This window comes from Nocardioidaceae bacterium, from assembly GCA_018672315.1.
In the GTDB taxonomy this organism is placed as follows: Bacteria; Actinomycetota; Actinomycetes; order Propionibacteriales; family Nocardioidaceae; genus TYQ2.
On sequence record CP076053.1, the window covers coordinates 59,255 to 78,698 of the forward strand.

At 70.8% G+C, this 19,444-nt stretch carries 21 protein-coding genes; 2 read left to right on the forward strand and 19 right to left on the reverse strand.

Annotation, left to right across the window (positions count from 1 at the left end; genetic code table 11):
* Positions 1 to 48 precede the first annotated feature (48 nt).
* Positions 49 to 387, forward strand: coding sequence for a GIY-YIG nuclease family protein (locus KLP28_00280; protein ID QWC85272.1), 339 nt, complete (start codon positions 49 to 51; stop codon positions 385 to 387).
* Between the two features lie 75 nt (positions 388 to 462).
* Here the strand turns inward: KLP28_00280 and KLP28_00285 are convergent, their stop codons facing one another.
* The 14 genes from KLP28_00285 to KLP28_00350 form a co-directional block, all read right to left on the reverse strand.
* The gene (locus KLP28_00285; protein ID QWC86703.1) at positions 463 to 2,715 is read right to left on the reverse strand and encodes a bifunctional (p)ppGpp synthetase/guanosine-3',5'-bis(diphosphate) 3'-pyrophosphohydrolase; all 2,253 of its coding nucleotides are present in this window, start codon (positions 2,713 to 2,715) and stop codon (positions 463 to 465) included.
* Between the two features lie 167 nt (positions 2,716 to 2,882).
* Complete coding sequence (locus tag KLP28_00290; GenBank protein ID QWC86704.1) at positions 2,883 to 3,410, reverse strand: adenine phosphoribosyltransferase; 528 nt, start codon at positions 3,408 to 3,410, stop codon at positions 2,883 to 2,885.
* Positions 3,411 to 3,429: 19 nt separating this feature from the next.
* Positions 3,430 to 4,725 (reverse strand): protein translocase subunit SecF, encoded by a 1,296-nt coding sequence (gene secF / locus KLP28_00295; protein ID QWC85273.1) that lies wholly within the window; start codon positions 4,723 to 4,725, stop codon positions 3,430 to 3,432.
* The gene (secD, locus tag KLP28_00300; GenBank protein ID QWC86705.1) at positions 4,725 to 6,557 is read right to left on the reverse strand and encodes a protein translocase subunit SecD; all 1,833 of its coding nucleotides are present in this window, start codon (positions 6,555 to 6,557) and stop codon (positions 4,725 to 4,727) included. The genes secF and secD overlap by 1 nt, the downstream gene beginning before the upstream one ends.
* A gap of 63 nt (positions 6,558 to 6,620) precedes the next feature.
* A complete protein-coding gene (gene yajC, locus KLP28_00305; protein QWC85274.1) occupies positions 6,621 to 6,938 on the reverse strand; it encodes a preprotein translocase subunit YajC in 318 nt (105 codons plus the stop codon).
* 63 nt (positions 6,939 to 7,001) lie between these two features.
* On the reverse strand, positions 7,002 to 8,102 hold the full coding sequence (gene ruvB / locus KLP28_00310; GenBank protein QWC85275.1) for a Holliday junction branch migration DNA helicase RuvB: 1,101 nt from the start codon (positions 8,100 to 8,102) through the stop codon (positions 7,002 to 7,004).
* Between the two features lie 7 nt (positions 8,103 to 8,109).
* Positions 8,110 to 8,730 (reverse strand): Holliday junction branch migration protein RuvA, encoded by a 621-nt coding sequence (gene ruvA / locus KLP28_00315; protein QWC85276.1) that lies wholly within the window; start codon positions 8,728 to 8,730, stop codon positions 8,110 to 8,112.
* A complete protein-coding gene (gene ruvC, locus KLP28_00320) occupies positions 8,727 to 9,272 on the reverse strand; it encodes a crossover junction endodeoxyribonuclease RuvC (protein QWC85277.1) in 546 nt (181 codons plus the stop codon). The genes ruvA and ruvC overlap by 4 nt, the downstream gene beginning before the upstream one ends.
* 47 nt (positions 9,273 to 9,319) lie before the next feature.
* Positions 9,320 to 9,919, reverse strand: coding sequence for a hypothetical protein (locus tag KLP28_00325; protein QWC85278.1), 600 nt, complete (start codon positions 9,917 to 9,919; stop codon positions 9,320 to 9,322).
* Positions 9,920 to 10,044: 125 nt separating this feature from the next.
* On the reverse strand, positions 10,045 to 10,809 hold the full coding sequence (locus tag KLP28_00330) for a YebC/PmpR family DNA-binding transcriptional regulator (protein ID QWC85279.1): 765 nt from the start codon (positions 10,807 to 10,809) through the stop codon (positions 10,045 to 10,047).
* Positions 10,810 to 10,838: 29 nt separating this feature from the next.
* Positions 10,839 to 11,510, reverse strand: coding sequence for a pyridoxal 5'-phosphate synthase glutaminase subunit PdxT (pdxT, locus tag KLP28_00335; protein ID QWC85280.1), 672 nt, complete (start codon positions 11,508 to 11,510; stop codon positions 10,839 to 10,841).
* Positions 11,511 to 11,546: 36 nt separating this feature from the next.
* A complete protein-coding gene (locus KLP28_00340; GenBank protein QWC85281.1) occupies positions 11,547 to 13,040 on the reverse strand; it encodes a hypothetical protein in 1,494 nt (497 codons plus the stop codon).
* Entirely contained in the window at positions 13,037 to 13,600 is a 564-nt protein-coding gene (locus KLP28_00345; protein ID QWC85282.1) for a hypothetical protein, read from the reverse strand. Before KLP28_00345 ends, KLP28_00340 begins: the two co-directional genes overlap by 4 nt.
* 36 nt (positions 13,601 to 13,636) lie before the next feature.
* A complete protein-coding gene (locus KLP28_00350; protein QWC85283.1) occupies positions 13,637 to 14,098 on the reverse strand; it encodes a M73 family metallopeptidase in 462 nt (153 codons plus the stop codon).
* Between the two features lie 285 nt (positions 14,099 to 14,383).
* Here KLP28_00350 and KLP28_00355 point away from each other — a divergent pair, with 285 nt between their 5' ends.
* Positions 14,384 to 15,247 carry a hypothetical protein gene (locus tag KLP28_00355; protein QWC85284.1) on the forward strand — a complete coding sequence of 288 codons (864 nt, stop codon included), beginning with the start codon at positions 14,384 to 14,386 and terminating at the stop codon, positions 15,245 to 15,247.
* 5 nt (positions 15,248 to 15,252) lie between these two features.
* On the opposite strand, the gene pdxS is transcribed toward KLP28_00355, so the two are convergent.
* The 5 genes from pdxS to KLP28_00380 form a co-directional block, all read right to left on the reverse strand.
* On the reverse strand, positions 15,253 to 16,137 hold the full coding sequence (gene pdxS / locus KLP28_00360; GenBank protein ID QWC85285.1) for a pyridoxal 5'-phosphate synthase lyase subunit PdxS: 885 nt from the start codon (positions 16,135 to 16,137) through the stop codon (positions 15,253 to 15,255).
* 113 nt (positions 16,138 to 16,250) lie between these two features.
* Positions 16,251 to 16,805 carry a hypothetical protein gene (locus tag KLP28_00365; protein ID QWC85286.1) on the reverse strand — a complete coding sequence of 185 codons (555 nt, stop codon included), beginning with the start codon at positions 16,803 to 16,805 and terminating at the stop codon, positions 16,251 to 16,253.
* 7 nt (positions 16,806 to 16,812) lie between these two features.
* A complete protein-coding gene (locus KLP28_00370) occupies positions 16,813 to 17,925 on the reverse strand; it encodes a glycosyltransferase family 4 protein (protein QWC85287.1) in 1,113 nt (370 codons plus the stop codon).
* Between the two features lie 5 nt (positions 17,926 to 17,930).
* Complete coding sequence (locus KLP28_00375; GenBank protein ID QWC85288.1) at positions 17,931 to 18,818, reverse strand: phosphatidylinositol mannoside acyltransferase; 888 nt, start codon at positions 18,816 to 18,818, stop codon at positions 17,931 to 17,933.
* A 4-nt stretch (positions 18,819 to 18,822) separates the two neighbouring features.
* Positions 18,823 to 19,437, reverse strand: a complete 615-nt coding sequence (locus KLP28_00380; protein ID QWC85289.1) for a CDP-alcohol phosphatidyltransferase family protein — start codon at positions 19,435 to 19,437, stop codon at positions 18,823 to 18,825.
* Positions 19,438 to 19,444: the final 7 nt, after the last annotated feature.

A 19,444-nucleotide genomic window follows, 5' to 3' on the forward strand; every position in this document is an offset into this window, starting at 1 on the left:
GTGGACAGCCATTCGACACCGCAGCAGTTCTGGGATCGACTACCGCCCATGGCATGGACCTACATCCTCGAGTGTGCTGACGGCTCCTCCTACGTCGGCAGCACCCGTCATCTCGAGCGGCGCCTCAGCGAACATCAGCAGGGGCTCGGCGCCGAGTACACGCGGCGCCGTCGACCTCTGCGCCTGGCCTGGTCGTGCGAGTTCTCGCGGATCGACGAGGCATACGCCTTCGAGAAGCAGGTGCAAGGCTGGTCGCGCAAGAAGCGCGAAGCGCTCATGTCCGGCGACTTCGCCGGCCTGCCCGGGCTCGCGATGCGGCGTACGCACAGTCGCGATCGGGGGCAGGTGTCCGGAGTTCAGGCGGACGGCCCGATCGGACCTCGGTAGGCCGATGGTTTCGAGACGCCTCGTACCTCGGCTCCTCAACCACCGAGGCTCGGCTCCTCAACCAGCGGCAACATCTCACCCGGTGATGCGGTAGGCGTCGAAGACGCCTGGCACACCCCTGACCTGCTTGAGCACCGTGTCCAGGTGCTTCGGGTCGGCCATCTCGAAGCTGAAGCGCGACTTCGCGACGCGGTCCTTCGCCGTGGTGAGCGTGGCGCTGAGGATGTTCACGTGGCTGTCCGCCAACGCCATGGTGATGTCGGACAGCAGCCGGGACCGGTCCAGCGCCTCCACGCAGATGTTCACCAGGAACACCGAGGAGCTCGTGGGCGCCCAGTCGACGTCGAGGAGCCGCTCGGGCTGGCCGCGCAGGTCCGCGGCGTTGGTGCAGTCGGCCCGGTGCACCGACACTCCCCCGCCCTTGGTGACGAAGCCGAGGATGTCGTCGCCGGGCACCGGGGCGCAGCACTTGGCGAGCTTCACCCACACGTCGGAGACCCCGCGCACGATGACGCCGGCGTCTCCGCCCTGACCGACGCGCCCGCTGACCGAGCCGGTGCCCGGGGTGATCGTCACGGCCTCGGAGAGGTCCTCGGTCGTGCCGGCCTCGCCACCGAACATCTCCACCACGCGGCGTACGACGGTCTGGGCACCCAGCTGCTTCTCGCCGACCGCGGCGTACAGGGACTCCACGTCGGGCTGACGCAGGTCGGCGGCCACGGCGGTCAGCGACTCGTGGGTGAGCAGCCGCTTGAGGGGGCGGCCCTCCTTGCGCATCAGCTTCGCGATCGCGTCCTTGCCGGCCTCGATCGCCTCGTCGCGGCGTTCGCGCGAGTGCCACTGCCGGATCTTGTTGCGGGCGCGCGGTGACTTGACGAAGTTCAGCCAGTCGCGGCTGGGCCCGGCCGAGTCCGACTTCGTCGTGAAGATCTCGACGGTGTCGCCGTTGTCGAGCGTGGACTCCAGCGACACGAGGCGTCCGTTGACCCGGGCGCCGACGGTGTGGTGCCCGACCTCGGTGTGGATGGCGTACGCGAAGTCGACCGGGGTGGAACCCGTGGGCAGGGCCACGACGTCGCCGTTCGGGGTGAAGACGTACACCTCGGCACGGTTGACCTCGAAGCGCAACGACTCGAGGAACTCGCTGGGGTCGACGATGTCGGCCTGCCAGTCGAGCAGGTGACGCATCCAGGAGAGGTCCTCGGTCTTCGTGCCGCCCTCGAGCCGCTTGGAGGTGTCGACGCCGTTGCGGGCGTTCTCCTTGTACTTCCAGTGGGCGGCGACGCCGTACTCCGCACGGCGGTGCATGTCGTAGGTGCGGATCTGCAGCTCGACGGCCTTGCCGGACGGCCCGATGACCGTGGTGTGCAGCGACTGGTACATGTTGAACTTCGGCATCGCGACGTAGTCCTTGAACCGTCCCGGCACCGGGTTCCACCGGTTGTGCAGCACGCCGAGCGCGGCATAGCAGTCGCGGTCGTCCTCGACCAGGATGCGGATGCCGACGAGGTCGTAGATGTCGGAGAACTCCATGCCCCGCACGATCATCTTCTGGTAGATCGAGTAGTAGTGCTTGGGGCGGCCGGTCACGGTCGCGGTGATCTTGGAGGTCTTGAGGTCGGCCTCGACCTTCGCGATGACCTCGGAGAGGAACTGGTCGCGCGCCGGCGCGCGCTCGGCGACCAGCCGCACGATCTCGTCGTAGATCTTCGGGTGCAGGGTGCCGAAGGACAGGTCCTCCAGCTCCCACTTGATGGTGTTCATGCCCAGGCGGTGGGCCAGCGGGGCGAAGATCTCGAGCGTCTCGCGCGCCTTGCGCTCCTGGGTGGACTGCTTGACGTACCGGATCGTGCGCATGTTGTGCAGCCGGTCGGCGAGCTTGATGACGAGCACCCGGATGTCCCGGGCCATCGCCACGATCATCTTGCGGATCGTCTCGGCCTGGGCGGAGTCGCCGTACTTGACCTTGTCGAGCTTCGTCACGCCGTCGACGAGCAGCGCGACCTCGGGCCCGAAGTCCTCGCGCAGCTGGTCGAGCGTGTAGTCGGTGTCCTCGACCGTGTCGTGCAGCAGCGCGGCACACAGGGTCGACTCGGTCATCCCGATCTCGGCGAGGATCGTCGTCACCGCGAGCGGGTGGGTGATGTACGGCTCGCCGCTGCGGCGGCGCTGGCCGTCGTGCAGCCTCTCGGCGACCTCGTACGCCCGTTCCAGCAGGGCCAGGTCGGCCTTGGGGTGGTGCGCGCGGACGATGCGGAACACCGGGTCGAGCACCGGGTTGCCGCCCGGGGCCGACCGGGTGGCGATGCGCGCGAGGCGAGCCCTCATGCGGCGCGCGGACGGAGCGGCGGCGGTGCCCGCGGGTGCCATGCGTCCTGACGCCTCGGTCTCGATCGCAGCGGCGCGCTGTGGCGCGCGCGAGGACGGCGGTGCGGTGCGCTCCTCGGTCATCCGGCCTCCTCGTCGTTGTCGAGTCTAGTCAGTTGAACCCGTGACTACACACGCCTCAGCGTGGTCAGCCCGACATCGCCCAGCGCGGCCCTGCCGTCGAGGAAGCCGAGCTCCAGCAGCACCACCGTGCCGGCGACCTCGGCGCCGCAGCGGGCGACCAGATCGACCGAGGCGGCGAGCGTGCCGCCAGTGGCCAGCACGTCGTCGACGACCAGCACCCGGTCACCGGCGGTGAGGGCATCGGTCTGGACCTCCAGCACCTCCTCGCCGTACTCCAGGGCGTAGGAGACCCGGTGCACCTCGCCCGGGAGCTTGCCGGGCTTGCGGACCGGCACGAAGGCCACGTCGAGCGCCTGCGCCACCGGCACACCGAAGAGGAAGCCTCGTGACTCGACGCCGACGACGTGTGTCACCGCCGTCAGTCCCTGCTCGTCGCGGCCGGCGGCGGCCAGGCCGCGTACGACCGCCGCCAGGGCGGCGGGGTGGGCGAGCAGCGGGGCGATGTCCTTGAAGACGATGCCGGGCTCGGGGAAGTCCGGGACGTCACGGATGAGGTCGAGAGCGGCCTCGATCGTGTACGCCCCGGGCTCCTCAGCCGTCACGCTTGCGGCTCTCGCGGGTGCTGCGCCGGGGCTGGTTGCGCCCCGCGGCCCCGGAGTCCTGCACCGGACGCTGCCGCTCGGGCTGGACCCGTCCCCGTCCCATCGGCTCCTCGTGCGTCTGACCGCGCGGCATGACACCGCCGGCAGGGCGACGGCCGCCACCCGGAGTGCCTGCGTTGGGGTCGGCGAACTCGTTGAGCTGGTCGCCGTCGAAGTCCTCGTCGAGCTCCCGGACGTCGCGCTCCTCGGGCACCGGCATGTTGTCGGCGTACGTCGGCACCGCGGCGTAGCGGTCGGCCCGCTGCAGCTTGGAGAGCTGGCGGCGGTCGGCGTCGACCACCTCGGGCTCCCGCATCTTCAGCTGCACCAGCAGCGGCGTGGCGATGAAGACCGAGGAGTACGTGCCGGCTGCCATGCCGACGAACAGCGACAGAGCGAGGTCCTTCAGCGAGCCGGAGCCCAGCACGTACACGCCGATGCCGAGGATCGCGCCGATGGGCAGGAGCGCGACCACCGAGGTGTTGACCGAGCGTACGAGGGTCTGGTTGACGGCGAGGTTCGCGGCGTAGCGGTAGGACCAGCCGCGTTTGCGGCCGATCTTGATGTTCTCGTTGACCTTGTCGAAGACGACGACGGTGTCGTACAGCGAGAAGCCGAGGATCGTCAGCACACCGGTGACCGTGGCGGGGGTGACCTCGAAGCCGCTGAGCGCGTAGACGCCGACGGTGATGAGCACGTCGTGGCCCAGGGCCACCAGGGCGGCCACCGACATCTTCCACTCGCGGAAGTAGAACCAGATGAACACGCTGACCGCGATCAGGAACACGATCATGCCGGTCAGGGCCCGGTTGAGCACCTGCGAGCCCCACGTGGCGCCGATCTGGTCCTGGCTGATGGCCTGCGCCTGGACGCCCGTCTGCTCCTGGATCGCCGCGACGACCTGGTCGGACTCGTCAGGTGTCAGGGGCTGCACCTGCACCCGGAGGGTGTCGGTGCCCGAGGTGTTCACCTGCGGGTCCGACGCGTTCTCGATACCGGTGTCGATGATCGCGTCGCGCAGCTCCGTCGCGCCGTCGTCGGTGACCTGGTTCGCGGGCGCGGCGATGCGGTACTCCACGCCGCCCTCGAACTCGATGCCGAGGTTGAGGGGCTTGAAGATGAGCGCGCCGATGGCGACCACGAAGATGACGGCAGAGATGGCGTACCACTGCTTCGCGCGACCGACGAAGTCGATCGAGACCGTGCCCTCGTAGAGGCTGTTTCCCAGCCGGGAGAACTTGCCCATCAGGAACGACCTCCAGCACCAGCGGTGGCAGGGCGACGGGGGGTGACCTTCGCCTTGGGCAGGGCGTCGACGCCGAGGTTCTCGGCGTCGAGCCCGGACAGCTTGTGACCCTGGTTGAAGAACTTGAAGCCACCGAGCCAGCTGACGAGCGGCTTGGTGAACAGGAAGAACACGACCAGGTCGACCAGGGTGGAGATGCCGAGCGCGAACGCGAAGCCCTTCACGACGCCGATGGCGAAGATGTAGAGCACCACGGCGGCCAGCAGCGACACCGCGTCGGCGGCGAGGCAGGTGTTGCGGGCCCGCGTCCAGCCGGCCTCGACCGCGACCCGCATGGACTTGCCCTCACGCATCTCGTCTCGTATTCGTTCGAAGAACACGATGAACGAGTCGGCCGTGATGCCCACCGAGACGATGAGGCCCGCGATGCCGGGCAGCGTCAGGGTGAAGCCCGCCGTCTCCGACAGGAAGATCACCGCGGCGTACGTCGCGAGACCGGCGATCAGCAGCGACAGGATGACGACCATGCCCAGACCGCGGTAGTAGACCAGGCAGTAGATCATCACCAGGGCCAGACCGATCGCGCCGGCGATGAGACCGGCCTGCAGCTGACCGGCCGCGAGCGTCGGTCCTTCGTCGCTGATGACGGGCACGGTGAAGCTCAGCGGCAGCGCGCCGTAGCGCAGCGAGTTGGCGAGCGACTCGGCCTCGGCCTCGGTGAAGTCACCGGTGATCTGGGCGTTGCCGCCGAGGATCGGAGTATTGATCTCGGGCGGGGAGATGACCTGCCCGTCGAGCACGATGGCGAAGAGCTCACCGGTGCCGGCGATGGCACGGCTGATGTCGGCGAAGGTACCGCGGGCCTCGCCGTTGAGGGAGAGGTTGACCGTGTAGTTGAACTGGCCCTGCGGGATGCCCGCCGAGGCGTCCGTGAGCTGGGTGCCCTCGATGACGGCGACCGACAGCAGGTACTTCAGTCCGTTCTCGTCGCAGGTGACCAGCGGCTGGTTCGGGTTGTCGTTGACGTCGGGGATCGACCCGTCACGGGGACAGGTGAAGTCGGCGAACTGCTGCAACCACTCCCCTCCCGGGTTCTGCTGCCAGGCCAGGGGCTCGTCGATCGGGGCGCCGGGGAGGCTGGAGAGGTCCTGCTGCGGAGCGACGTCCGGCTGCGGCAGCTCGGTCGCGGGGTCCTCACCGTCGGTGGCCCCTCCCTGACCGGACTGACCGGAGCCCTGGCCTCCGTCCTGACCCGATCCCTGACCCGTTCCCTGACCGTTGCCCTGGGCGGGCGTCTCGTCGGTCTGCTGCGCGAAGGGGGCGCGCCCTCGCGGCGACGCCTCGTCGGAGGGGGATGCCTCGTCGGTCGGCGAGGGCTCATCCGACGGGTCACTCTCGGGAGCGACCGGCGGCTGCTGCTGCGCCGGCGCGGCGACACCGGGGAGCTGGGCCGGTTCGCCGGTCGGCAGCTGCGCCACGAGCCGGAACCGCAGCTGGGCGGTCTGCTGCACCGCCTCGACGAGGTCGGTGCGGTTCTCGCCCGGGATCTCCACGACGATGTTGCGGTCGCCCTGGGTGCCGACCTCGGACTCCGCCACGCCCGAGCCGTTCACGCGGGCGTCGATGATGGCGACGGCCTCCTGCAGCTGCTCGGGGTCGACGGCCTCCCCGTCGGTGGTCTGCGCCTCGAGCGTGATGCGTGTGCCGCCCTGCAGGTCGAGACCCAGGCTCGGCGCCCAGACTCCGTTGGCGCCGATGGCCACGAAGATGAGGGCGAGGCTGCCGAGGAAGACCAGCACCCGTCGGCCGTAGCGCGGCGCGTTCTTGCCCACGCGCGAGGCCGCGGTGCGCTTAGGCGGCTTCGACTTCTTCGAACGCTTGAGCTTCGCCATGCCTCAGCGCTCGTCGTCGGTCGTGCGACCGGGCTCGGGCGACTCGATGGTCGCGGAGTCAGCGTCGAGCACGACCGGCTCCACGATGCGTACGACGGCGCCCTTGGCGACCTCGACGACGGTCTCGGGGGCGATCTCGACCATGAAGGTCTCGTCTCGCTCCTCGGTCACGGATCCGAAGAATCCGGAGGAGAGCATCACGCGGGTACCCACGCCGGCCGCGTTCTGGGTGGCCTGGAGATCAGCCTGGCGCTTGCGCGCCGGGCGGATGACCAGGAGCCAGAACACGACCAGGATGAGCAGGGGAAAGATGAATTCCACGAGCAACCTGTTCGTCGATCACGCACTCAATCGGGCAACAGCCGCCAATCGTAACCGGAGCCTCTACCCCAGCCCATCCAGCGGCAATCGTGGCGCGTCCTCCGCGCCCCCGGCCGGCGCCGGGAGACCGAGGTGCTCCCACGCGGCGCGTGTGGCGACACGACCCCGGGGCGTACGCGCCAGGAAACCGGAGCGCACGAGGAACGGCTCGGCGACCTCCTCGACGGTCTCACGCTCCTCGCCCACGGCCACGGCGAGGGTCGATAGGCCCACCGGCCCCCCGCCGAAGCGACGGCACAGGGCATCGAGCACCCCGCGGTCGAGCCGGTCGAGACCGAGCTGGTCGACCTCGTACAGCTCCAGGGCGGCGTGGGCGACGGTCGGCGTCACCACACCGTCCGCGCGCACCTGAGCGTAGTCGCGCACACGGCGCAGCAGTCGGTTGGCGATGCGCGGGGTGCCGCGCGAGCGCGAGGCGATCTCGGCCGCCCCCTCGCCCGTGAGCTCGACACCGAGCAGGTCCGCCGAGCGGCGCAGGATCTGCTCGAGGTCGGCCGGCGCGTAGAAGTCGAGGTGGGCCGTGAACCCGAAGCGGTCGCGCAGGGGACTGGGCAGCAGGCCGGCTCGCGTCGTGGCGCCCACGAGCGTGAAGGGGGGCAGCTCGAGCGGGATCGCGGTGGCACCGGGCCCTTTGCCGATGACGACGTCGACGCGGAAGTCCTCCATCGCGAGGTAGAGCATCTCCTCGGCGGGGCGCGCCATGCGGTGGATCTCGTCGACGAAGAGCACGTCGCCCTCGTTCAGGCCCGAGAGGATCGCGGCGAGGTCGCCGGCGTGCGTGAGCGCCGGACCGGACGTCAGCCGCAGCGGCGCGCTCATCTCACCGGCGATGATCATGGCCAGTGTCGTCTTGCCGAGCCCCGGCGGGCCGGAGAGCAGCACGTGGTCGGGCGTACGGCCGCGTGCCCGGGCGGCGTCGAGGACGAGGCCCAGCTGCTCGCGTACGCGCTCCTGACCGATGACCTCGTCGAGGCTCTTGGGCCGCAGCGCCGCCTCGACGGCCTGCTCGTCGAGGTCTCCCCCGGCGCCCGCCGCGCCGTCGACGAGCCGCCCGGAGAGCTCGGCGTCCTCGTACGCGGACAGGTGGTCGCCCAGGTCGTTCATGGCCGCCTCAGGCCTTGCTCAAGCCGCGCAGCGCGGCACGCAGGAGCCCCGCGACGTCGGCGGCGTCGACGAGCTCGGTCTGTGCGGGGTCCTCGGCCACACGCTCGACGGCCTTGTCGGCCTCCTTCGCCGACCACCCCAGCCCCGTCAGCGCCTCGTGCACCTGCGGCTGCCAGCCGGCGGCGGACGGGGCAACGGGTGCTCGTCCGGGCAGCGCTGCGGCCGTCGGGGCCCCGATGCGGTCCTTGAGCTCGAGGATGATGCGTTGGGCGCCCTTCTGTCCGATGCCGGGCACGGTGGTGAGCGCCTTGACGTCCTCGGTCGACACGGCCCGGCGTACGTCGTCGGGACGCAGCACCGCCAACATCGCCTGGGCCAGCTTCGGGCCGACGCCGGACGCGGTCTGCACGAGCTCGAAGACGCTGCGCTCGTCGTCGTCGACGAAGCCGAAGAGCGTCATCGAGTCCTCCCGGACGACCAGGCTCGCGGCGAGCCGCGCCTGCTGGCCGAGCCGCAGCCCGGCCAGGGTCTCGGGCGTGCAGGCCAGGCGGAGCCCGACCCCGCCGACCTCGACGACGGCGTCGGTGATGCCGAGGTGCGTCACCTCGCCACGGACGGAGCTGATCACGCGGGCCTCCTCGTTGCGGGGTCGGTGCTCGCCGCCGCCCGCCGTGCGGCCTGCTCCAGACGGTGCTGCGCCGAGCCGCGCCAGACGTGGGTGATCGCGAGGGCGAGCGCGTCGGCGGCATCCGCCGGCTTGGGCGCCTCGGTCAGACGCAGGTGTCGGGTGACCATCGCCGTCACCTGCTTCTTGTCGGCCCGGCCGTTGCCGGAGATGGCCGCCTTGACCTCGCTGGGGGTGTGCAGGGCGACGGGGATCCCGAGCCGCGCGGCGGCGACCATCGCGACAGCACTGGCCTGGGCGGTGCCGATGACGGTCGAGACGTTGTGCTGGGCGAACATGCGCTCGACGGCGACGACGTCGGGACGGTGCTGGTGCACCCACTCCTCGACGACCGCGTCGAGGTGGCACAGCCGCTGCTCCAGCGGCTGGTCGGCGGGCGTACGCGCCACCCCCACCGCGACCATGCGCAGGCCACGGCCCGTCTGTCCCTCGACCACCCCGAGACCGAGACGGGTGAGGCCGGGGTCGATGCCGAGCACACGCATGCGGGCTCCCTCACTGACGACGCCGGTCCGAACACGTGTTCGGAAGGCTAGGTGAGAGTCCTGACGAAGTCGCGGTGACGCGCCGGGGTCCTCGTACGCAGGACGTCGGTGGTCAGTCGCGCGGCACCCGCGAGGACGACCGCCCACAGGACGACGCCCAGCGCGGAACCGAGCACGAGGTCCGCGGTGACGAGGTGGGCGCCGGCGAACGGCCCGGCGCTCGGCACGGTGCTCGGCATGGGACCCGGCGTGAGACCCGGCGCCGAGGACGACGCCGACACCACCGCGCTCAGGCACGCCGCGCCGCAGGCCAGCCCGGTCACCAGCGTGAGGACGCTCATGGCGAGAAGGACGCGTCGACGCCGGGCGACCCTGCTGCGTGACGCACGCAGGCACACCACGCCGTACGCGGCCGTGAGCACAAGCACGCCGACCGTCGCGACCCTCGCTCCGACCAGGGGGTCCTCGGGCCCCGATCCGTCGCCGAGCACCGATCCGATCTCACGGCCTGCGACCACGACGACGAGCGTGAGGTTGAGCCAGGTCGCACTGCCGAGCACGCGGACCGGACGACCCCGGCGAGCCCGCCCGGCCCCCTCGGTCGACGCCGACGTGAGGCCCGGGAACGACGGGCGGGTCGCGGTCATGTCTCGATCCCAGCGCACCCGAGCGGCCTTCGGGCCGCTTCGACGAGATCGTCCTGATCGCGTCGGGTACGACACGGGTCGTGTCAGGTTCGGTGCCGAGCAACCGTTGTCGGTGTCGCGGTCACTCAGGCGTCCAGCGTGGCCAGCACGTCGTCGGAGACGTCGACGTTGGTGAAGACGTTCTGCACGTCGTCGAGGTCCTCGAGCGCCTCGATGAGCCGGAAGACCTTGCTCGCGCCGTCAGCGTCCACCTCGATCTGCATGGACGGCACGAAGGAGGCCTCCGCGGAGTCGTAGTCGACACCGGCGTCCTGCAGCGACGTACGCACCTGCACCAGGTCGGTCGGCTCGGAGACGACCTCGAAGGTCTCACCCAGGTCGTTGACCTCTTCCGCGCCAGCCTCGAGCGTCGCCTCGAGCACGTCGTCCTCGGTGACGGTCCGATCCTCCTGGTCGACCGGCACGAGCACCACGCCCTTGCGGTTGAAGAGGTAGGACACCGAGCCCGGGTCGGCCATGGTGCCGCCGTTGCGGGTCATCGCCGTCCGCACCTCCATCGCCGCCCGGTTGCGGTTGTCGGTGAGGCACTCCACGAGCATCGCGACGCCGTTCGGGCCGTAGCCCTCGTACATGATCGTCGCGTACTCCGCGCCCCCCGCCTCGGCGCCCGAGCCGCGCTTGACGGCGCGGTCGATGTTGTCGTTGGGGACCGAGCTCTTCTTCGCCTTCTGGATGGCGTCGTAGAGCGTCGGGTTGCCCGCCGGGTCGCCCCCGCCCATGCGCGCCGCGACCTCGACGTTCTTGATCAGCTTCGCGAAGAGCTTGCCGCGGCGGGCGTCGATGACGGCCTTCTTGTGCTTCGTGGTCGCCCACTTGGAATGGCCGGACATGCGCGTCTCCTCTGCTCTACGGCGGTGCTCTAGGCGCTCGCCTGGGCCTGTCGGTCGCGGGACTGCTCGACCATCGTCACGAACAGCTCGTGGATGCGGCCGTCGCCCGTCAGCTCGGGATGGAACGACGTCGCGAGCAGGTGGCCCTGGCGGACGGCGACGATCCTACCGGTGGTGTCGGGGCCGGTCGTACGCTCCGACACCCGGGCGATGACCTCGACGTCCTCGCTCGCCTCCTCCACCAGCGGCGCACGGATGAAGACGGCGTGGAACGGCGTGTACGTCGGCGGCGGCTGGGCCTCCCTCGGCGCGCACGGCGGGTCCAGGCACACGTCGAGGTCGGCCTCGAAGGAGTCGACCTGACGGCCGAAGGCGTTGCGGCGGACGGTGACGTCGAGCCCGCCCACCGTCTCCTGTCCCTCGACACCGTCGCGCAGGCGGTCGGCGAGCAGGATCATGCCGGCGCAGGTGCCGAACGCCGGCAGGCCACCGCGGATGCGGTCCCGCAGCGGGTCGAGGAGCTCGAAGATGCGCGCGAGCTTCGTGATCGTCGTGGACTCCCCGCCGGGGAGCACGATGCCGTCGAGTGCCTCCAGCTCGCTCGGGCGACGCACCGCGCGGGCGTCGACACCGAGGGCCACGAGCGCAGCGAGGTGCTCGCGTACGTTGCCCTGGAGCGCGAGGACGCCGATGGTGGTCATGACCGACCAGGGTAGTTGCGCCTGGAGGCGGGGGAATCACTGCTTGGTGACACTGCCTGCGGCGGTGCGACCTGAGGAGTCGGTGACCCGATACTCCAGCACGTCCCCACTGTTCACACCGATCTCCGCGCCGAGGGCGTACGTCGCGTAGACGCCGGGCGTCTTGTTCTTCGCCGTCACCCTGTACTGGATCGCCAGAGGACCGGTGAGACTGTCGGCAGCGGACAGCGTGTACTTGTCGACTCCCTTGCTGGTGGAGACCATCTGCGCACTGATCGTCGGGTTCGTCAGGTCGATCTTGATCTCGACCGACTGAGTCGCCTCGGTATTGCCACGGTTGTCGACTGCCCGGTAGGAGATGGTCCGCGCGCCCTCCGAGCTGAACGAGAGGGCCGTGCTGTACGGCGTCCAGGTCTGTCCGCCGTCCGTCGAGTAGTCGATTCTCTCGACACCTGACGCGGGATCACCACCGTCCGTCGCCGACAGCTCGAGGCTGACGGACGAGGTGTACCAATCGTTGACGCCCTGCGTGCCGCTGACGGTCCGGGTGGTCTTCGGAGGCGTCGAGTCCGCGGCGGCCGCCGTGTAGGTCTTGTCGGGCTCCCTGTTCTCCGCCTTGTCGACCGAGTAGAAGAGCAGCGTGCTGCCGGGCGGGACGGTGATCTGCTGCTGCTCGTACACGGCGTAGGACGCGCTGCCGACCTTGAAGTAGGTGGTCGCCACGCCGCTGCCGTTCTCGACGATCTCGAACTTCTTCGTCGTCGCGTCGTAGGTCGTCACGGGGGCCACCTGGTCGAGCGAGACGACGAAGGGCGTCGAGGGCGCCGAGGCGCCTCCCGCGTCGGCAGCCCGGGCGGTGAAGATGTTCGCCCCGGCAGCCAACGTGACCGGTGCCGAGTACGTACCGCTCGTGGTGGCGGTCACCGGTGGGGTCAGGGCAGTCCCGTTCTGGACGATGGTCACGCTCGAGCCGGGCCTGGCTGTGCCAGAGAGGGTCTGTGCGGCCACGTTCGTGAACCCGTCGTCCATCGTACCGCTGTCAGGCGTCGACCTAGCGATCGTCGGGGCGCCGGGTTCGACCACGTACGCGACCTGTCCGCTCGGCGCGCTGCTCGGTCCGACCCAGTTCGTGCCTGTCCGTGCGACGACCCGGTAGGTGTACGTGCCCTCGGTGGGCAGCGTGTCGACGTACGACGCCTCGGTCACCGTGCCGACCGGAGCGGTGGTGCCCGAGCGGTAGACGTCGTAACGCGAGGCGTTCGCAACGGCCTGCCACGTGACCGTGACGGTCGGGCTCCCTGCGGACTGCTGGGTGGCGGCGACGTGCGTGGGCGCAGCGACCGCGGCGGCGGTGGCGATGATCGCGCCGGTACCGGCGGAGACCCAGGCGGCCGAGGAGACAGCCACGCCGGAGAGGGTGAGGGTTGCTGCCAGCGGCAGAGCGACGGCGGCGCGGCCGAGCGAGACCCTCTCGGGATCGACGACGCGTACGCGGCGGTCGGCGCGGTGCCTCGGAGCAGGGCGGCTCACGGCTTCACCGCTGTCACCGTGACACGCAGCGAGAATCGAGCGTTCTCGCAGGCGGACGATGCCGACGCCGGCAGGGTGATCGACCCCGCCGGCACGCGGGCCGCACTCGCCGCCGGGGTGCGTGCCGGCACGACGATCGACAGTTTGCCTGCGTTCGGCGTCAGGACGGGCGCGGTGCCACACGTCGATGCCCCCAGCCGGTCGGTCGTGGCGCTCACGACCTCGATGGGGAAGCCGTTGGGGTTCGCGACCCGGGCGGCGAGAGGCACCCGGACCCCCGGGTAGAGCAGTCGACCCGCAGCGGGGTCGGTGAAGAGGACGTCCATGCGCCCCTGGCACGAGGGGTTCTGCACGCCCTTGCACCCGGGATCGGCGTTGTTCGTCGTGGCCTTCGCGACGAGCACCCCGGCGGACCTCGGTGCACTGGATGCGCCGCGGTCACCGACACCCGGGCTGTCTCCCGTGGACCCCACCGTGCCCACCAGCATCACCGCCGCGGCCGTGCCGGCGACCGTCACGAAGACGGACCCCAGCACGACGCGACGGTCAGGGGTGGGCACGGCGCAGCTCCTCGGCTCGGCGGTCAGCAGTCGCGATCAGGAGACGTCGCTGTCCGCGGTGGCCGTGTAGGTGTTGGTGAACGTCGCGCCCTGGCAGGCGCTCGCGGCGTCGGCCTCCATCGTGACCGTCGCGGTGTACAAGGCACTGGCGCCCTCGGCCAGGGTGGCGGACGACCCGGACTCGAGGGCGGCCTCACCGAACGTGACGTCGCCACCCGGGCAGCCCGCCGCGCTCGTGGCGGTGGTCGCGGCGGGACTGACCGTCGTGACCCTGACGCTGTAAGGGTTCTCGTTCTTGACCGCGAACTCGATCGTGACGGACTTCTGCGGGTACAGCGACGAGACGTTGCTGGTCGTCACGACGAGGTCCTTCTCGGTTCCGGCCGTCACGCTGCCGTCCGCGGTGCCGGTCGAGGTCCACGCCGCGAACGCGACGCCCCCGACGATCAGGGTGGCGGCGGAGGCGGAGACGATGCCGGCGCGCTTGGAGTTCTTCATGGTGATGCCCTTCGGGAGGTGAGGGGCACCCGCCGGGACGTGGGTGTGGGAGGACCCCGGGTCGACCGGCTGGGTGCCGCACCCGCCGTCGGGTGCGAGTAAAGAATGCGGTCTGGACCGCAGCTCGGAAAGGTCCTGAAACGCTTTCGGGACTTCTCAGGGCCAAGGTCCCGTTGCGCACCATCCAACGGCACCTCTAGGCGCCACGGGGAGGGCGACGAAGGTCCCGGATCGCCGTTGCGGGTCTGCAGGACAAAGCGGGCTCGCCCGTGGCAGGGTCGGAATGTGTCCCGCCGCGACCTGGAGTCGAGTCCTGCGTCGCTGGCCGGGCGGCGCCTGTCGAAGGCGCTCGCCACCTGCCTGGTCGCCGCCGTGGCGCTGACCGGCTGCAACGACCCCAGGCCGGGCGACTCGCAGAGGCTGCCTGTCCCGACCGCCCCCGTCGATGCCGCCGACATGGCGACGGAGCCCGCTCTCGTCCCGGAGACGTCGCCGCCGGCCGACCCCGTCGCCGGCCCGGTCGACGCTCCACGCGGTCCGGCCGAGACGTACACCCGATGGCTCGACGCCCTGAGTCGTCGCGACACCGAGACCGCGTGCCGCCTGCAGCATCCCCAGGTCACCATCGACCTGAGGCTGCAGGCCGTCCAGCAGCGACGCGCCGAGCTCGGCGACCCCTGCGTCGACTTCGAGGCCCTGCTGTGGGAGGACCCGGCGCGCAGCTTCGCCATCGACGACATCGAGATCACCCAGGACACCGGTGAGAAGGCGACCCTCGCCGTCCGCTTCGCTCCCGGCTCCCCGACGCCGGCGACGACCGTGCGGCTGGAGTTCCACCGCGGCGCCTGGCGCCTCACGCGGGAGAGCCCGCGCACCGTCGACGACGCCGACACCGCGCGGTGGGTCGAGGCCTGGTGCGATCTGACCGTCCTCGACAGCCGTGCCGACATCGTGGCCGCGATGGGCGACGCGTACGGCGAGTACACCGTCTCCGACGGGGGCGACCCGCAGCTGTACTGGGCGAAGGACCCCTATGAGTTCCGCGTCTTCTTCGACCCGCAGTCCGACGCGGTGCTCGACATGATCGGCGACTACGACGCGCTCTCAGCCCAGGAGCAGGCGGAGCTCACGTGTCCTGAACTGCGGTGAGGTGGTCACCAACCGCGCTCGGCCAGCCGGTGCGGCTGCGGGATGTCGTCGACGTTGATGCCGACCATGGCCTCGCCGAGCCCGCGGGAGACCTTCGCCAGGGTGTCGGGGTCGTCGTAGAAGGTCGTCGCCTTCACGATCGCCTCGGCGCGCTGCTGCGGGTTGCCCGACTTGAAGATGCCGGAGCCGACGAAGACGCCCTCGGCGCCGAGCTGCATCATCATCGCCGCGTCCGCCGGGGTCGCGATGCCGCCCGCGGTGAACAGCACGACCGGCAGCTTGCCGGTCTCGGCGACCTCCTTGACCAGCGCGTACGGGGCCTGCAGCTCCTTGGCCGCGACGTACAGCTCGTCGTGGGACAGCGAGCCGAGACGACGGATCTCACCGCCGATGGTGCGCATGTGGAAGACCGCGTTCGAGGCGTCCCCGGTGCCGGCCTCGCCCTTCGAGCGGATCATCGCGGCGCCCTCGGTGATGCGCCGCAGCGCCTCGCCGAGGTTCGTCGCGCCGCACACGAACGGCACGGTGAACTGCCACTTGTCGACGTGGTTGGCGTAGTCGACGGGGGTGAGCACCTCGGACTCGTCGACGTAGTCGACGCCCAGGCTCTGCAGCACCTGCGCCTCGACGAAGTGACCGATGCGGGCCTTGGCCATCACCGGGATCGAGACGGCCTCGATGATGCCGTCGATCATGTCGGGGTCGCTCATGCGGGAGACGCCGCCCTGGGCGCGGATGTCAGCCGGCACCCGCTCGAGCGCCATGACCGCGACGGCGCCGGCGTCCTCGGCGATCTTGGCCTGCTCGGCGGTGACCACGTCCATGATCACGCCGCCCTTGAGCATCTCTGCCATGCCGCGCTTGACGCCGTCGGTGCCGGTCTCGCTCACGTCTGCTTCTCCGTCTCGTCGAGTTCTGGGGTGTCGCCGTGCGCAACGTGCGCACGGCGAGCAGCCTTCCCAGCCTAAGGCGAGACACCGCTCACCCCGGTCTCGGGTCCGCCTCAGATCCGGTGCGGCACCAGCGCCGGCGGGGGGTCGGCGTCGAGCTCCACCGTGGCGTACGGCGGCGCGTGCCCGGCCAGGCGGAAGAGACGGACGTGAGCCATGTCCCGCAGGTCGCGGGAGCGTACGACCTGGTCGTTGAGGATGCGCCGGCCCAGCTCGACCTTGGCGCACAGCGTCCCCAGCTGCTCGACGAGCTCGGGCACCTCCTCGCGCAGGGAGTCCACGGTCTCGGCGTCCATCACCTCGCGCAGCAGCCGCGACAGGTCGGACTCGGCCGCACCGACCCCGCCGCCGGCGACGAGCTCGGAGAGCGACGCGCGTCCGGCGTCGGCCAGCAGCACCGCGCTGGCCGGGTCGAGGACACCGCTGCCGGAGACCTCGACGACCACGGCGGCGCGGGCGCCGAGCTGCGTACGCAACGACTCGCGCGCCAGGTCCAGGCGCGTGTGCACGGCGTCGAGCCGCCGGGCCGTCCAGATCAGTCGCAGCCCGAGCACCACCACAGCCACCACGGCGACCGCGACGAGGGCGGCCACCACGAGCGGCGTCATGCCGGGCTCACCGCACCGTCACGGTCTCGTAGACCCGCTCCACCTGGCTGGCGACCTGCTCCCAGTCGTAGCGGCGTACGCCCTCGCGTGCCGCCTCGACGTACGCCCGCCGCGCCGAGTCGTCGTCCAGCACCGCCGCGACCGCCTCGGCGCACGCGGCGACATCGCCGGTGGTGAACAGGCGCCCGAAGCGACCTCCGTCGAGCACCCGCGAGAAGGCGGCGAGGTCGCTGGCCACCACGGCCGCCCCGGCCGCCATGGCCTCGACCAGCACGATGCCGAAGGACTCCCCGCCGCGGTGGGGCGCGACGTACACCTGCGAGGTCGCGAGCGCGTCCGCCTTCTCGGTGTCGGAGACGAAGCCGAGGAACGTGCAGGCCTCGCGCACCCGCTCACGCCGGGCCCTGGCCACCTCGTGCAGCATCTCCTCGGCGTCCCCTCCCCCGACCACCAGCAGCCTCAGGCCCGGGTGGGTGTCGAGCAGCGTGGGCATCGCCTGCAACAGCACGTCGAGCCCCTTGCGGGGCTCGTCGAGCCGTCCCACGAAGGAGATCGTCGGGTCACCGGCCCACTCGGGCCGTGCGGTGGCGGCGGCGTAAGTCGCGACGTGGACACCGTTCGGGATGATCACCGGCTCGCCGCCCAGGTGCTGAACGAGGGTGGCACGGGCGTACTCGGAGACCGCGATGCGCGCCGTCACCTTCTCCAGCACCGGCCGCAGCAGCCCCGAGGACGCCGACATCGTGCGCGACCTGGTCTGCGCGGTGTGGAAGGTGGCGACCACCGGCGCCGACGTCGCCGCCGTCGCGATCATCGACACCGACGGCGTCGTCGGCTCGTGCACGTGCAGCACCTCGGGATCGACGTCCTTGAGCCAGCGGCGTACGCGGGCCGCCTGCACCGGACCGAACGCGAGCCGGGCGACCGACCCGTTGTAGGGGACCGGGACGGCCCTGCCGGTGGTGGTGACGTAGGCCGGGAGGTCCGGGTCGTCCTCGCCCGGCGCGAGCACGGCGACGTCGTGGCCGCGCTCGACGAGCACCCCGGCGAGGTCCTTCACGTGGTTCTGCACTCCCCCGGGCGCGTCGAGGGAGTAGGGGCAGACGAGACCGATCCTCATCACGCTCAGCCGGCGCGCGTCGGATCGAGGTCGTCGACGAAGACCCGCTGCATCATGTGCCAGTCCTCCGGGTGCGCCCGCAGCGCCGAGGTGAACGCGTCGGCCACCCCCTGCGTCATGGTCTGCGGGTCCGACGGCGGGATCTCGGGGTGGAAGACCAGGCACATCTGCTCGCCCTCGTAGTGAGAGGTGATCGGCAGCAGCGCCGCCCCGGTCTCCAGTGCCAGCTGCGCCGGACCGGAGGGGAACCTGGCCGCGTGCCCGGCGAGCTGCACGGTCACCGCGTGCCGCGACAGGTCGCGGTCCGCGAGCAGGCAGGCGAGGCCACCCTCGGCGACCCACGTACGCAGCCGCGGCCAGGTGTCGGCCTCACCGAGCGGCAGGATCTGCATGCCGAGGCTCTCGCGGAACGCGACGAACTCGTCATACAGGCGCTCCGGCTTCAGCCGCTCGGCCACCGAGACCAACGGTGCGACCTCCTGACAGGCCCACGTGCCGGCCCAGTCCCAGTTGCCGGCGTGCGGCAGCACGGCGACCACGCCGCCCCGGGCGAGGGCGTCGCGTACGCGCTGCTCGTCGACGCGACGGGTGCGCGCCACCACGTCGTCCACCGGCCACGACGGGAGCCGGAACGACTCGCACCAGTAGCGCAGGTAGGACCGCACGCCCGTCTCGACGACGCGCTCGAGGTCGGCCTCGGACACGTCGAGGCGCCGCAGGTTCGCCCGCAGACGCTGCACCGACTTCCCGTCGCCGCGATAGAGGCGCCGACCGATGCGGTCGAACAGCTGCCGCGCGCGGCGCTCCGGCAGCCGTCGCACCAGGCGCCATCCGGCGACGTACGCCGAGGCGCTCAGCTCCTCGCGCCACGGTCCGGCGACGCCACGCGCCATCAGGTCAGACCTCGGCCGCGAGCGCCTGGCGGCGAACGCTCATCATGCGCTGCACGACGGTGACCGCGCTCGCCAGGGCGAGCACCCACAGCACCCCGAAGAGCAGCCACGGCAGGTTGAACAGGTCTGACAGACCGGTCAGCACGAGCACGGCGACCAGACGGTCGGCCCGCTCGGCGATGCCTCCCCTGGCCTGCATGCCGAGCGACTCGGCGCGGGCGCGGGCGTAGGAGGTGATGGAGCCCAGCACCAGGCAGACCAGCGCGAGCACACCGTAGAGATCGGAGTCGCCGGGGCCGGCCAGGAAGTAGAGCACCAGGCCGCCGAAGACGGCGGCGTCGCCGAAGCGGTCCATGGTGGAGTCCAGGAAGGCCCCCCACTTGCTGGACCGACCCAGCTGGCGCGCCATGTAGCCGTCGATCATGTCCGAGAAGACGAAGGCCGTCACCACCAGCACACCCACGAGCAGCATGCCCTGGGGGAAGAAGATCAGCGCACCGGCGCTCACCCCGAGGGTGCCGACGATCGTGACCGCGTCGGGGCTGATCCCCCATCGCAGGAACAGGTTGCCCACGGGGGCGAAGACGGCGGTCCAGAACGCGCGGAATCTTTCCATCATGACGCGC